We start from the raw sequence: 15,108 nt of genomic DNA, 5'->3' as shown, positions 1-15,108 counted from the left end.
ATATGTAGGATACATAGAACTATGTCTAAATTTCCAAGTCTATCTACTGTTAGCCGAATAAGAGGTTTGTCTGCTTTATTGCTATTTTTTTTATTGATCGTAATTTTATATTCTCTAAGTACTTTGCAAACCATTGAAAAGGAAATGCATGAGTTAACTAAAGTTGATATTCCATTAAATGAAAAGATTAATGAAATAGAAATATTGCAAATTAAGCATCATTTATTGATGGAGGTCTCTGAAAGTAAATACTTTAAAAACACTGAAATTCAAAAACATTTAGGGCTTAAAAACAATATAAAAGAAAGTATTGAACATCAGATTGTACGAATTAGATTAGCTTTAAAAATCATTGAACAGGGTATAGCAAACGAACACATTGCTGTTGTCCAAACAGCACACATTTCTGCTATTGATTCAATAAAAAGATTAGATCAACTATATTCTGATTATAAAAATTACCTAGCAATTTTACCATTAAAAAACAAAAACTTAAGTATAGAACAATGGAAACATACCAAACAGTTAAACACGCAACTTGATAATGAGGTTGAGGCCCTTTTATTAAAGTTAGAAGAAGTTACAAAGGAAGTCTCTATTTATACCAATAAACACCTTCAACAATTTGTTATTATTAATTTTATTTTAGGACTGTGTGCTCTAATAATTGGTTCTATTATGACTCACTACATTATTAGCTCTTTCAGAAAGACATTCTCTCGAATTCATGACCATTTAGAGACAATTCGTGGTTCGCTAGCCGACTCTGATGTTGAAGATGATGATGTGCCTGTTCAAGATGAAGCCAAAAAAGATGAGCTTAGATACCTAGAAAAAAACTTACAAACACTTTCCGAAAATTTATCTCAAGAGCTAATAAATAGAAAAGACGCTGAAAATAAATTACTAGAACTTGCAACAAAAGATAGATTAACAGGGGCTTATAATAGACATCGTTGGGAAGAGCAGCTTACTCATGAGTTAAAAATAGCATCTAGAGGCGGATTACTCGGTGTACTTGTACTAGACGTAGACCATTTCAAAAAAGTTAATGATAGTTATGGACATGATGTTGGCGACAAAGTTCTTATAAAATTAGCCCGTGAAATTACTAATGAACTCAGAGAAACAGATCTACTTTATAGACTCGGTGGTGAAGAGTTTGCTGTATTAATTCGCGGGCAAAGCAAAGAACAGTTACTCCATTGCGCTGAGCAATTAAAAGCTTATATAAGCAATATTAATTTCCCTAAAATAGATCATATAACGCTAAGTATTGGAATTACGAGTTATAAGCCAGATGATACTGAGAACACTTTTTTTAAGCGTGCTGATATTGCTCTTTACGAAGCAAAAGCTGATGGACGAAATAAAGTAAAATTTGCTTAACCCAAACCCATTTTGACCTAGTTGAGTACCATTCACTAAATACAGTACAATGCGGGTATTAAAGGCTTAGTTTACTCGTAATCCAAGCCTGTTTATTTTTAAATAGAGAATGTAATGGTAAAATCGCGCGGAAACCTATTTATTTTATCAGCGCCTTCTGGTGCTGGTAAATCAAGCTTAATCAATGCGTTATTAAAAAAGCATACTGATATGAAAGTATCGGTCTCGCACACGACTCGCTCTCCTCGCCCCGGTGAAGAAAATGGCGTGCATTATCATTTTGTCTCTACAGATGAGTTTAAAGCGCTGATTGAAAAAAATGACTTTTTTGAATGGGCTCAAGTATTTGATAATTACTATGGCACATCAAAGCAAGCTATTGAGTCGCAACTTGATGCGGGTATTGATGTGTTTTTAGATATTGATTGGCAAGGCGCGCAGCAAGTGCGCAAAATTATGCCAAGCGTACAAACCATTTTTATTCTACCTCCTTCAAAAAAAGAGCTAGAACAGCGTTTAAATAACCGTGGCCAAGATTCGGCTGACGTTATTGCCTCTCGTATGGCAAAAGCTCAGTCAGAAACGTCGCATTATAACGAGTATGATTTTGTGATTGTGAATGATGACTTTGAGAGCGCGCTTGCTGATATAGAAATAATTGTAATGGCGCAGCGCTTAACACTAAAAGCACAAGAAAATCGTCATCAAGTTTTACTAAATAGTCTGCTTAAATAATTTAAGCCTATTTAAATTAGGCTTAGGCAAGTAAAACTGATAAAAATTGAACACTGGCTATTGGCGAATGTGGCTCCTTGGAGTAAACTACGCCTTTGCTTTTAAATTATTTTTGGAGTGCTGTGATGGCCCGCGTAACAGTTGAAGATGCAGTAGATGCAGTTGGTAATCGTTTTGACTTAATTTTAGTTGCGGCTCGTCGTGCCCGCCAAATTGCTGTTGGTGGTAAAACGCCACTAGTAGATCCTGAAAACGATAAACCAACGGTTGTTGCTTTACGTGAAATTGAATTAGGTTTAGTTGATAGCGCTTCAATGGACTTAATTGACCGTGAAGAACAACAACACCAAGAAGCGGCAGAACTAGCTGCTGTTGCTGCCATTGTTGGTGGCAATCAATAATCGACCTCCCGGTCTGATTTAGTCAACGGCGCAGTATTTCTACTATAGCCGTTGGCAATCCTCTGTTTTCATCGTATATTCGTAACTTACCTAATTTACTTCACTAGGGCCTGTTTATCTTTCGAGGTTAAATTTGCAGCAGCATGCTTGGTATTTAGGCAAGGCAAAGCCTATGTAGTGTGGTTATTCCCCATAAATAGGCGATAAAGCAGCATAAATGCCAAACATACGCTGCCCGAAGGGTTCTGCCTAGGGGCAATTTACTCTTGAGCTATAGTCGTTTCTGGTGTATGAGAAAAAGTCATTGCGATGTAATCTGTTAATTGATCTTGACCAGATCAACAATTAACCAGAGAGACATCGCAATGACTGAAAATGATAATGTTATTTCCATTGAAAAACCAGACAATCCGTTAGAGCAGTTGCTTAAAAGCGGGGCGCAGCAGTTGTTAGCTCAAGCGATTGAGGCTGAGTTGGCTGTTTTATTGGCTCAATACCAGCATGAGACCGTCGAGGGACTTCAGCGGATCGTCAAAAATGGTCACCAGCCTGAGCGTACGATCCAAACAGGCCTTGGTGATATTGAGGTCAAAATACCTAAAGTCAGGGATCGAAAAAAGGAAGGCATTAAATTCAATAGTGCCTTGATCCCGCCTTATCTGAAACGGACAAAAAATATCGAAGAGCTGATCCCATGGCTCTATTTACGAGGAATTTCGACGGGTGATATGCAGCCCGCTTTAGTGTCTCTTTTAGGCGAGCAAGCCAAAGGTTTGTCGGCCAATAGTGTCTCTCGGTTGAAATCCACCTGGGAAACGGAGTATCAGCAGTGGTCTAAACGTTCCTTGGCTAAACGTCGATATGTGTATATCTGGGCCGATGGGATTTACAGTAAAATTCGAATGGATGATAAGCTGTGCTTACTGGTAATTATGGGGGTAGATGAAACGGGCAGAAAGGAGCTATTGGCGGTGGTTGACGGGGTTCGTGAGTCTGAGCAGAGCTGGACTGAAGTGTTAAATCAGTTGCGCTCACAGGGTCTAACAATACCACCAAAATTGGCCATAGGGGATGGTGCGCTGGGGTTTTGGAATGCCCTCACCAAAGTATGGCCAACAACCCAACATCAACGTTGCTGGGTGCATAAAATCGCGAATGTGCTAAACAAAGTGCCGAAATCAATGCAACCTAAAATCAAAGCGAATTTACAAGATATCTGGATGGCAGAGAGTCGAGCTTCTGCTTATAAAGCGTATGATTTATTTGTTAAAAATTACTCAGTCAAATACCCAAAAGCGACGGATTGCTTGATGAAGGATAAAGATGAAATGCTGGCATTTTATGATTATCCTGCTGAGCATTGGATGCACATAAGAACGAGTAATCCGATAGAGTCAACGTTTGCGACGGTAAGGCTGAGAACGCATAAAGTGAAGAGTTGTGGCAGCCGGACAACCACCTTAATGATGGTTTTTAAACTCGCGCAGTCGGCAGAGAAAAAATGGTACCGCTTGCGAGGGTTTAAGTTACTGGCTGAAGTAATTACAGGGGTAAAATTTAAAGACGGCGAAAGAATAACTCAAGATCAAACAGAGCATCAAGATGAGCTCATACACCAGATTTGACAATAACTCTTTACTCTTTGTTGCTCGGTTTTTACTTAGCCCGCTAGGCTAAAAACCTCGCGCCGAGATTAAATCGCCCCTAGATTGAACGAATTTTAATCCTGAAAGGTCAACGGGCCCTAGAACATTGGAGTGTAAATGTATCTTTTTGAAGGTCTTAAAAAGAAAATTTCTGAATACTTGCCTGCTGCAGATGTAGAGCTGGTACAAAAATCTTACGTGGTAGCCCGAGAGGCCCACGAAGGACAAACTCGCTCAAGTGGCGAACCTTATATTACTCACCCTGTTGAAGTAACTCAAATTCTTGCCGGCATGCATCTTGACCATGAAACGCTCATGGCCGCGTTAATGCACGATGTAATTGAAGATACTGATTTTAGCCAACAAGATTTAGCCGAAATTTTTGGTGTAACGGTTGCAGAACTGGTTGAAGGTGTAAGTAAGCTCGATAAGCTCAGCTTTAAAGATAAAAAAGAATTCCAAGCTGAAAACTACCGTAAAATGATTATGGCTATGACTCAAGACATACGAGTTATTTTAATCAAGCTTGCTGATAGAACGCATAATATGCGTACATTGGGTGCTCTTCGCCCCGATAAACGCCGCCGTATAGCACGCGAAACACTAGAAATATACGCGCCGATAGCAAACCGCTTAGGTATTCACGACATTAAAAATGAGCTTGAAGATTTAGGTTTTCAAGCTCTATATCCTATGCGCCATCGTGCACTTAAATCTGAAGTTGCAAAAGCACGTGGTAATCGAAAAGAAGTTATTTCAAATATTCAAAACGAAATTGAAGCACGCCTTGAAGAGTCAGGCATCAAAGCGACGGTATCGGGCCGCGAAAAGCACCTTTATAGTATTTATAAAAAAATGCTTAATAAAGAACTGTTATTTAACGAAGTCATGGATATTTACGCGTTTAGAATTGCAGTTGACTCTATGGATACGTGTTATCGCGTATTAGGTGTTGCTCACAGCCTTTATAAGCCTATTGAAACGCGCTTTAAAGACTATATTGCAGTACCTAAAACCAATGGCTATCAGTCACTTCATACTTCTTTAGTTGGCCCACACGGCATACCTGTTGAGATTCAAATTCGTACTCACGACATGGATCATATGGCAGACAAAGGCGTGGCCGCACACTGGATGTATAAAAAATCAGGTGATGGCGCGGGCAATACGTCACAACAACGTGCTCGCCAATGGATGCAAAGTTTATTAGAGCTTCAGCAAAGTGCTGGCTCATCATTTGAATTTATAGAAAATGTAAAAACTGAGCTATTCCCTGAAGAAATTTACGTATTTACACCGGATGGCCGAATTGTTGAATTACCAATGGGCGCAACAGCTGTTGATTTTGCATACGCTGTACATACTGACGTTGGAAATACGTGCGTAGGGGCAAGAGTAAATCGCAAACCTTACCCTTTGAGTAAGGCGCTTGATACCGGCCAAACAGTAGAAGTAATTACTAGCTCTGGGGCTCACCCGAATGCAACTTGGCTAAACTTTATTGTTACCGGTAAAGCACGGTTAGGCATTCGTAACTACCTTAAGAGTCAGCATCACGAGGAAGCGCTGTTATTGGGTAGGCGTTTACTCGACTCCGCACTTGGTGAAAATAAGTTCGACAGTATTCCTGATGAGAATATAACGCGAGTACTTGAAGAGCATGAACTTTCTACACTACTTGAGTTACTAGTAGCAATAGGCTCTGGTAATCTGATGAGCATGTTAATTGCTAAACGCTTATTACAAAACGAAAACGATGATTTAACAGACATTACCAACCAAGTCAAAGCAACCATTATTGGCACCGAAGGTATGTTAGTTAATTACTCTAAGTGTTGCCGCCCTGTACCTGGGGATGCAATAACTGCACATATAAGCCAAGGCAAAGGATTAACTGTTCATCGCCAGGAATGTAAAAATATTCGCGGCTGGGAAAGTGAGCGCTCTAAATACTTAGTTGTAAAGTGGGACGATAATCCAGAGAAAGAATATATCGCAGCCCTTAGAGTCGAGATTATTAATCATCAAGGGGCGCTTGCAAAGTTAACCAATGTTGTTGCGACTACCCAAGCCAATATTGTGGAAATAGCCACTGATGAAAAAGAAAGTAATTTATACGTGATAGATTTAGGGGTTACCGTTAAAAACCGTATCCACGTTGCTAACATTATGCGACGCATTCGCGTTATGCCTGATGTACAAAAAGTCTATCGTAAAAAATAAAATAGGAAACACATGAATAAAGCATTTATTTCTACCGACAAAGCGCCTGCAGCAATAGGCACATATAGCCAAGCCGTTAAAGTAGGAACGGCTGTCTACTTATCGGGTCAAATACCATTAGTGCCTGAGACTATGGAAGTTATTTCGGAAGACTTTGGCGAACAAACACATCAAGTATTTAAAAACATTGCTGCTGTATGTGAAGAAGCTGGGGGTCAGATACACGACCTAGTTAAGGTGAATATTTACCTTACTGATTTATCTAACTTTGCTATTGTTAACGAAGTAATGAGCCAATACTTCAAACAACCATACCCTGCTCGTGCCGCAATTGGTGTGCGTGCGCTGCCAAAAGGTGTGCAAGTTGAGATAGATGGAATAATGGAACTACCTTCAACTAATTAGTATTACCTACGAGCTATGGTCCCAGCTATAGCTCTATTTCTCCATAACCTCGTTTTGTTTTCTTGACTCAAAAGTAAATTTCTAGCAATCTGCTATTATGTAATATACTCAAACTTAACTTAAGTAGTAGAGAAGGATTAACTAGTGTTTAAGCTTGCTCATAATGGAAATATTTTACTTGATGTAAGTAAGCACGCTCCGCCGAGTGCTGCGTTCGTGATTGAAGCTCTCGAAATGTCAACTTTTTGTGACTGTAAAATCGATCATGAAGCCATAAACAACTTCTTCAAGAATAAAAATACTGAGTCAGTTTTAGTTGTTGCAACTAAGTACGATGCCGCAATCAAGATAGAAATTAGCGATGATAAAATGCTAGCTATAGGCGAGCTCACTCTCGCTCAGGGCGGTAAGCAGCTAAGCCTAGATGATGCGAAAAAACACCTTGTTAAAGCTGGAATAGTTCGTGGCTACAAGCAAGTATTTTTAGAACAATTACTAGAAAAACAAGCCGAGCTATCACCTGGGACAATCGTTAAAGGCACTCTCGCCAAAGGGCGGCTTCCAAGTGATGGATTAGCGACAAAATTAGTAACAGTGGTAGAAACCCTAAAAGATCGTTTAAACGCACCAAAATTAAAAGAAGATGGTAGCGTTGATATGCGTGACTTTGGAAAACTCGCAAGTGTAGAACCTGGTACAGTACTTATTCGACAGCACCCCGCAACCCCTGGTAAAGAGGGCTTCACAGTAGTCGGTGATATACTTACCGCTAAACCTGGTGAAAATAAACAACTGGTCGCAGGTGAAGGCACTGAAATATCAAAATTAAACCCTATGGAATTAGTCTCTACTATTGCCGGCGTTCCTGTAGAAATTAATAACGGAATGCGTGTAGATGATATTTTTACAATATCTGATGTAAATGTGAAAAGTGGCCATATCGACTTTGAAGGCAGTGTGATTGTTACACGAAACATCGATCCTGGTATGAAAATAAACGCAAAAGGCGATATTACTATCTTAGGTACTGTCGAATCAGGGGAGCTTACTGCTGGCGGTAATATCACTGTGAAACAAGGTGTAATTGGCCATCAAAAGCCTGAGGATAAATCGTTATCCTGCAAATTAGTTTGTGCTGGAGATGTCCATGTTTCTCATTCACAGTATTGTTATATAGAAGCAGCTAACATATTTATTGATCGCCAAACTAGCCACTGCGTTATGAAAGCGAAAAAATTACTACAAGTTGGTCAAACAGACTTACCTAAAGGTAAAATTTTTGGTGGTGAAATACTGGATGCTACAACGCTCATTGCTGGTGAAATAGGAAACGAATCAGGCGCAAAAATGGCAATAAATTTAGCAGCTTCAGGCGCTGAAATAACTGCTGACACAGACAATTGCTTTAAAGATTTAGCAAATACAGATCAACAATTAGATACTCTTCAAGCTGCTCTCGAAAAAGCTGATTTAGTTAAAGATATTGATAAAAAGAATCAGCTAATTGCCAAAATTGGCGCTACACAACTGCATTATTGCCAACAGGCTGAACAATTAGAAAAACGCCTTTCGAGCTTAGATCATGAGTTACATGATTTGCTTAGTGATGCAAACCTTGCTGTTAACACTGTTTTGCATTCTGGAGTAGAAATTCATATTTTTAATAAAGTACTCAAAACAATCCGCAATTACCCACCATGCAATGTAAAGTTGTTGAATAATAAAGTAGAAATCGAGTTTAAAACACACTAGAAATGAGTGCAAATACAGGCACTCAAATCAATAGCTCCTCATATACCCTAAAGTAAATCACTTACTGTATCGTAAGTTTTATTTGGCCACACACTAACCTGTACTTGTCCAATATGTTGCTTTTGCAGTAGTAACATAGCCAAGCGCGACTGCCCTATTCCACCGCCAATTGTTTGCGGAAATTTACTTTGTAATAGCGCTTTATGCCAATCAAACTCTAAGCGGTCTTCATCTCCTGTTGTACTTAACTGCGCTTTTAAAACCTCAGGGCTTACACGTATACCCATTGATGAAATTTCAAATGCATCTTCAAGTACTGGATTCCATACTAAAATATCACCATTTAAACCCATGTATTGATCGCATGTTGGCGTAGACCAATCATCGTAATCTGGGGCTCTTACATCGTGAATTTTGCCATCTCCGAGTGCGCCACCAATACCAATTAAAAATACAGCACCATATTCTTGTGCAATGGCTTTTTCGCGTTGCTTAGCACTAAAGCCAGGATACATTTTACGTAGCTCTTCACTGTGCACAAACTTAATGTCGCTCGGTAAAAAAGGCGTTAAACCATAAGACTCACTTACAAAAGCCTCTGTCTCTTTTATCCCTTTATAAATAGATTGAACAGTTTGCTTTAGTGTTGCCAGCGAACGCTCTGTCGTTTTGTTAATTACTTTTTCCCAATCCCACTGATCAACATATACAGAATGAATAGGACTTAATGAATCTTCATCTGGGCGCAAAGCTTTCATTTGAGTGTAAATACCCTCACCAACACCAAAGCCATAAGTTGCGAGTGTTTTACGTTTCCACTTAGCCAGTGAATGCACCACTTCGTAGCGGCTATCTGTAATCGCTTTCACATTTACAGCAACTGCGTTTTCATGGCCGCTTAAGTTATCTTGCGTGCCGTCGCCAACCTTAGCCAAAATTGGGGCTTGAACCTCAACCAGCCCAAGTTGGGTTTCTAGTTGTTGTGAAAAAAATTGCTTAACTTTACTTATTTGCTGCTGTTGCTGCACATAGTGTGAACTCATAATAATTGGCCTCATTCCCAGTTATTGTTACTTGCTTAATTGATAAAAAACGCTCTAATGAGCGCCTTTAATGAAGTTAATTTAACGATTTAAAGGATTAATTCAATATCCCATAACAAAAATAGCTTTAATATACAAAAACCATTAACTAAGTGGTATAAAAACCATATATTCGATAATTTTATGACAAATATATAATGGAAAATTATTTGTAACTATTCAGCCACATTTTCAATAAATATATCAGGTAACTGATTTTTGAAGAGTAATTCAAGGGCTAGGCTTGCTGATACATGCTGTTTTCTGCAAGTCGAGAGGTAGCTTCTGATTAAACAAAACATCTCTGCACCTTGCATGCTTCTGAAGCACCCAGATATCTTTTGATGAACCTTGGTCATCCTAATATCATTCTCACCTTGGTTGTTGCTAAAAGGCACCGCTGTTTCCGTCATGAACCGTAAGACATCATCTTGATAATCTCTTAACCGCTCTAACAACGCTCTAGACTTTGTTCGTTTCAATCTGCCTCGCTGGCCTTTTACTCGGCTGTTTCTATCCGGTGGAGGGCATTTAATGTCACCTTGAGCCAATATTTGTTGATATTTCTCTATATAGTGAGCTTTTGTGTCTGCATCTAGCTCGGGGTTATCTATTTGATGTTTATTGATTTCAGTCAGTAGGGTTTGCAAATCCTTTGCCCATTGCATACCGTCTTGCTCCCATGCCCTTTCTAACTCTCGGATATGATGTGCATTACACAAGGCATGTTGGCACTGTGTATATTGATAATACGGTTTCCAGTGGTCGTGGCATAGTACCCCAGTAAAGTGAGGTAAAATATCGGCGTCATCCATCGCTATTTTCCCTCTTTTCTCATGCGGGTAAAAATACGTCCACCACGTCGTTGATGCACCATGAAGCCATCGTCGTTTACCACCTATATTAATCCCCGTTTCATCAACGTGTAAGGCTTGATAAGTCGTTTTCAGGGCTTTCTTGAGCGCGGCTTCTGCGCCGGAGGACTTTACCAAGGCCGCTGCTTGTTCATTAAAGTTAAATAAACTACCCGCACTGATTGGAATACCGAGTTGATCACAAAAATATTCTTCAATGCGGTTGTAAGGGAGTAATTGATATTGGGATAGGTAAACTGCATGGGCTTTTACACCAACCCCATATTGAATAGGACTGTTAACGTCTTCTGGAAATTCACCAATAAAACGCTTACCTTGCTCATTTTCCAGAATTTGTGCTTGGTATTCAGTGACCACTTTCCTGATATCTATATCGACAACCTGTCGTTTTTGAAAGCCAATTTCACGGTAGTGACCTTTCGGTAAAAAATCACGTTCAACTAGGATGATTTTGATCTCATCAGGCGTCTGTGTTTGGGTTAGTGTTTTACCTGCACGGCCTTTTTGACCACCCGCTGACTTGGCTGATTTCTCTTTGTTTTGTTTTTTTCGGTTGATGTCTTTTGATGGCGGGATACTGCTATTGTTACTGTTAAGTCCTAATTTACTTGCTAACATAACAACGACAACCAGAATGAGTTCAATAGACATCTTCAGCGCAGGCGTGAGAGTTTTACCTTCTTGTAATTGAGCTTTGGTTTTCTCAACGATTTCGTCGATGTTGATGCTGTTTAAATTCATTGAAGCTAGGGCTATTAGGTCATAGCCCTAGCTTGGCATACTGGCGGGATCGGTCAATAGTTAAAAAAGATCCTTTGAAAATAATTTACCATGGTGAATAGTTACAATTATTTAATCGATAATCTCGATAAACAGATACTTCATGCATTAATGAAAAATGCCCGTACTGCGTACGCCGAATTAGCAAAAAGATTTAATGTAAGCGCTGGGACAATTCACGTAAGAATTGAAAAAATGAAGCAAGCAGGGATCATTACAGGCACCCAATTAACGATTAATACTAAACAGCTGGGCTACGATGTGTGCTGCTTTATAGGCATTAATTTAAATAACGCACGTGATTACCCGCAAACGCTTATAAAGCTAGAAGCATTAGAGGAAGTGGTAGAGGCTTATTACACAACAGGTAACTACAGTATATTTATAAAGGTAATGACAAAGTCCATTGATCACTTACAAGATGTGCTGATTAATAAAATACAGGCAATAGAAGCCATTCAATCAACAGAAACACTTATTTCTCTACAAAATCCAATTAGCCGCACAGTAATGCCTTAACTGCAAAAATCTCGTATAATTGCCGAAAAAAGAGGATAACCATGCAGCAAACTCGCTATCAAAGAATCGAAGACGTACTTTCGCGCCGTCAAACAGACCTAACCGTGTGTTTAGAAGACGTGCACAAACACCATAACTTATCTGCAATAGTACGAAGTGCTGATGCGGTTGGTTGCCATCACGTACATGCTGTATGGCCTGAAAAGCAAAAATGGCTAACTAATAACACCTCAGGTGGCAGTAAAAACTGGCTAGAGACGCACTTACATAGAAATATTGATGATGCTGTTACTGCAATGCGTGAACGCAATCCAGAAATACAAATATTAGCGACTCACTTATCAGAAGATGCCGTTGATTTTAGAGAAGTAGATTACACCAAGCCAACGGCTATTATTGTTGGACAAGAAAAAACAGGGATCTCAGAAAAAGCCCTAGAATATGCCGATCAAAATATTATTATTCCAATGCAAGGCATGGTGCAATCGCTAAATGTTTCAGTTGCTGCTGCGCTAATATTGTTTGAAGCACAGCGCCAACGTGAGCTGGCTGGTTTATATAATAGAGATATGTTGAGCGCCGAAGTTAAACATCCACTCTACTTTGAAGGCTGCCACCCTATTATCGCAAGACAGTGTAAACAAAAAAAATTACCTTATCCTGTACTTGATGAAAACGGCGAAATAGTCGCTGACGAGCAATTTTGGCAAGCTTTAAAACATACTTGATGCACTTACACTCTGTAAGTACACTTAACTTATTCACAAATAATAAGATTGATATAATTTGTCTAAACCTAGCTTAAATCAATACCCAATTACAGAGCTCAAAGGGGTCGGCCCAAAAATGGCTGAGCGTTTGTTAAAGCTAGGTATTTTAACTGTGCAAGATATGCTTTTTCATTTGCCACTTCGCTATGAAGATCGCACTCGCTTATACGCGATTAATGAGTTGTCACTGCACAGCCACGTGAGTGTTGAAGCAACAATTGAAACAAGCCAAATCACGTTTGGAAAAAGGCGCATGCTTGTTTGCCAAATCAATGATGGTACTGGCAGGCTAACACTACGATTTTTTAATTTTACCGCCGCACAAAAAAACGCATTTAGCGCTGGTAAAATAATACGTTGTTTTGGTGAAGTGCGCCGTGGCCGTGTTGGCTTTGAAATGAGTCATCCTGAATACAGCATCAGCGATACCTCTAACGAGCAGCCAGTAGCGACAACATTAACGCCCGTTTATTCAACAACCGAAGGCTTAAAGCAGCTATCGATTAGAGCTTTAAGCGAACAGGCTATTGATTTACTAAATAAATACTCAGTAGAAGAACTACTGCCTTCACAGTGGCAGCCATCAAATATGCCGCTAAGTGACGCCTTATTATTACTGCACCGCCCACCAAATGATGTTGATGTAACCGCATTAGAGCAAGGTACTCACCCTGCTCAACAGCGCCTTGTATTTGAGGAGTTACTTGCTCAAAACCTCAGCTTGTTAAAAGTACGAGAGCAAGGGCAACAAGTTAAAGCCGTGGCATTAAATCCGGTAAACACATTAGAAAGCCAATTTTTAGATCAACTTCCTTTTGCACCCACAAATGCGCAAAGCCGCGTAGTTGCTGAAATTAAAGATGACATGCAACACGCGTATCCAATGATGCGTTTAGTACAAGGCGATGTAGGCTCTGGTAAAACCCTAGTAGCAGCACTGAGTGCACTAACAGCCATTGCGCAGGGCTTTCAAGTCGCTTTAATGGCTCCTACTGAAATTTTATCAGAGCAACATGGTGTTAATTTTACAACGTGGTTTAATCAACTAGGTATAACCGTTGCTTGGCTTGGCGGTAAAACAAAAGGCAAAGAGCGCGTAGCAACACTTGAAAAAATAGCCTCTGGTGAAGCGCAAATGATTGTAGGTACTCACGCTTTATTTCAAGATGAAGTTAAGTTCAATAACTTAGTGCTTATCGTTATTGATGAACAACACCGCTTTGGTGTTCATCAGCGTTTATCACTGCGTGAAAAAGGTAAGTTTGGTGATTGCTATCCCCATCAACTGGTCATGACTGCAACACCCATCCCACGCACACTCACTATGACAGCGTATGCCGACTTAGAAACCTCTGTAATTGATGAGCTACCACCAGGGCGTACGCCAATTACAACAGTGGCACTTCCTGATACTCGCAGAGACGATATTATTGCCCGCGTTAAATTAGCGTGTAACGAGCAAGGCCGCCAAGTTTACTGGGTGTGTACACTTATTGATGAATCAGAAGTCCTGCAATGCCAGGCAGCCGAAGACAGTGCACTGCAGTTAAAAGAAGCATTACCAGAGCTAAACGTAGGCTTAGTACATGGGCGAATGAAATCAGCTGAAAAACAAGCCATTATGAGCGAGTTTAAGGCAGGTAATATACATGTTTTAGTTGCCACTACGGTTATTGAAGTTGGTGTAGATGTCCCTAATGCGAGCTTAATCATTATAGAAAACCCTGAGCGCTTAGGCTTAGCACAGCTGCATCAGTTACGCGGGCGAGTTGGCCGCGGCGCTACGGCATCGCATTGTGTGCTTTTATATCACGCACCACTGTCTCATACCGCTCAAAAGCGATTAGGTGTACTACGCGATAGTAACGATGGCTTTGTGATAGCAGAGCGCGATTTAGAAATTCGTGGCCCGGGTGAAGTTCTCGGCACAAAGCAAACTGGTTTAGCAGAATTCAAAATTGCAGACTTAACGCGCGACAAACAAACACTTAATCAAGTAAGACCTATCGCGCAGCAAATGCTAAAACAATACCCTCAACATGTGGATCCTCTGATTCATAGATGGCTTGGCAATAAGTCAAACTACGCACAAGCATAACCCTCATTGAAATATATTTTCACTTTTCTGCAGACGTAAAAAAGCCCGAATCGTTAGATTCGGGCTCTCTACAATTTGAAGCCTGGTAATGTCGTAGTGCCCACAGCGGTGAAGAGTCACATAGCAAATGTAAACTATCATTGTGTCGGGGCGGCCTTCCGTAGGGCTCGCCTTCGAGCTGTTTGGTTTCACTACTGAGTTCGGTATGGGCTCTGGCTACCGCTTTTATTTTCACTTTTCTGCAGACGTAAAAAAGCCCGACTATTTCTAGTCGGGCTCTCTACAATTTGAAGCCTGGTAATGTCCTACTTTCACATAGCAAATGCTACACTATCATCGGCGCTGTTTCGTTTCACTACTGAGTTCGGCATGGAGTCAGGTGGGTCCAAAACGCTATTGTCACCAAGCAAATTTGGGCGTTAATACGTATTTC

The 15,108-nt window shown here is 40.1% G+C and carries 12 protein-coding genes and 1 rRNA gene; 10 read left to right on the top strand and 3 right to left on the bottom strand.

What is annotated here, in order from left to right:
• Positions 1–21 precede the first annotated feature (21 nt).
• The 7 genes from AC0VZ4_RS01575 to AC0VZ4_RS01545 all read left to right on the top strand — a co-directional run bounded on the left by AC0VZ4_RS01575 (position 22) and on the right by AC0VZ4_RS01545 (position 8,551).
• Complete coding sequence (locus AC0VZ4_RS01575) at positions 22–1,389, top strand: GGDEF domain-containing protein (protein ID WP_475440714.1); 1,368 nt, start codon at positions 22–24, stop codon at positions 1,387–1,389.
• Positions 1,390–1,503: 114 nt separating this feature from the next.
• Positions 1,504–2,124, top strand: a complete 621-nt coding sequence (gmk, locus tag AC0VZ4_RS01570) for a guanylate kinase (protein WP_475440713.1) — start codon at positions 1,504–1,506, stop codon at positions 2,122–2,124.
• Between the two features lie 125 nt (positions 2,125–2,249).
• On the top strand, positions 2,250–2,525 hold the full coding sequence (gene rpoZ, locus AC0VZ4_RS01565; protein WP_007378835.1) for a DNA-directed RNA polymerase subunit omega: 276 nt from the start codon (positions 2,250–2,252) through the stop codon (positions 2,523–2,525).
• Between the two features lie 365 nt (positions 2,526–2,890).
• Positions 2,891–4,150, top strand: coding sequence for an IS256 family transposase (locus AC0VZ4_RS01560; RefSeq protein WP_475439694.1), 1,260 nt, complete (start codon positions 2,891–2,893; stop codon positions 4,148–4,150).
• A gap of 138 nt (positions 4,151–4,288) precedes the next feature.
• Positions 4,289–6,394, top strand: a complete 2,106-nt coding sequence (spoT, locus tag AC0VZ4_RS01555) for a bifunctional GTP diphosphokinase/guanosine-3',5'-bis pyrophosphate 3'-pyrophosphohydrolase (RefSeq protein ID WP_475440712.1) — start codon at positions 4,289–4,291, stop codon at positions 6,392–6,394.
• A 12-nt stretch (positions 6,395–6,406) separates the two neighbouring features.
• Positions 6,407–6,799, top strand: coding sequence for a RidA family protein (locus tag AC0VZ4_RS01550; protein ID WP_007378833.1), 393 nt, complete (start codon positions 6,407–6,409; stop codon positions 6,797–6,799).
• A 144-nt stretch (positions 6,800–6,943) separates the two neighbouring features.
• On the top strand, positions 6,944–8,551 hold the full coding sequence (locus AC0VZ4_RS01545; RefSeq protein WP_007378832.1) for a DUF342 domain-containing protein: 1,608 nt from the start codon (positions 6,944–6,946) through the stop codon (positions 8,549–8,551).
• A 47-nt stretch (positions 8,552–8,598) separates the two neighbouring features.
• Here the strand turns inward: AC0VZ4_RS01545 and asnA are convergent, their stop codons facing one another.
• Together asnA and tnpC are read right to left on the bottom strand one after the other, a co-directional pair.
• Positions 8,599–9,594, bottom strand: coding sequence for an aspartate--ammonia ligase (asnA, locus tag AC0VZ4_RS01540; protein WP_475440711.1), 996 nt, complete (start codon positions 9,592–9,594; stop codon positions 8,599–8,601).
• Positions 9,595–9,809: 215 nt separating this feature from the next.
• Positions 9,810–11,249, bottom strand: a complete 1,440-nt coding sequence (tnpC, locus tag AC0VZ4_RS01535; RefSeq protein ID WP_475439674.1) for an IS66 family transposase — start codon at positions 11,247–11,249, stop codon at positions 9,810–9,812.
• A gap of 90 nt (positions 11,250–11,339) precedes the next feature.
• Between tnpC and asnC the strand changes: the two genes are divergently transcribed.
• The 3 genes from asnC to recG are packed head-to-tail and all read left to right on the top strand — an operon-like array spanning position 11,340 to position 14,675.
• Positions 11,340–11,807: a transcriptional regulator AsnC gene (gene asnC / locus AC0VZ4_RS01530; RefSeq protein ID WP_475440710.1), complete on the top strand. Its 468-nt coding sequence runs from the start codon at positions 11,340–11,342 to the stop codon at positions 11,805–11,807.
• 41 nt (positions 11,808–11,848) lie between these two features.
• Positions 11,849–12,535, top strand: coding sequence for a tRNA (guanosine(18)-2'-O)-methyltransferase TrmH (gene trmH / locus AC0VZ4_RS01525; RefSeq protein ID WP_165743490.1), 687 nt, complete (start codon positions 11,849–11,851; stop codon positions 12,533–12,535).
• Positions 12,536–12,593: 58 nt separating this feature from the next.
• Entirely contained in the window at positions 12,594–14,675 is a 2,082-nt protein-coding gene (gene recG, locus AC0VZ4_RS01520) for an ATP-dependent DNA helicase RecG (protein WP_475440709.1), read from the top strand.
• Positions 14,676–14,967: 292 nt separating this feature from the next.
• Here recG and rrf read toward each other — a convergent pair.
• A 5S ribosomal RNA gene (gene rrf / locus AC0VZ4_RS01515) occupies positions 14,968–15,082 on the bottom strand.
• Between the last annotated feature and the right edge of the window lie 26 nt (positions 15,083–15,108).

The organism is Pseudoalteromonas sp. QJM3NY_22, assembly GCF_056173065.1.
Note: the sequence above shows the minus strand (reverse complement) of the source record. Positions and strands in the feature narration are given on the sequence as shown.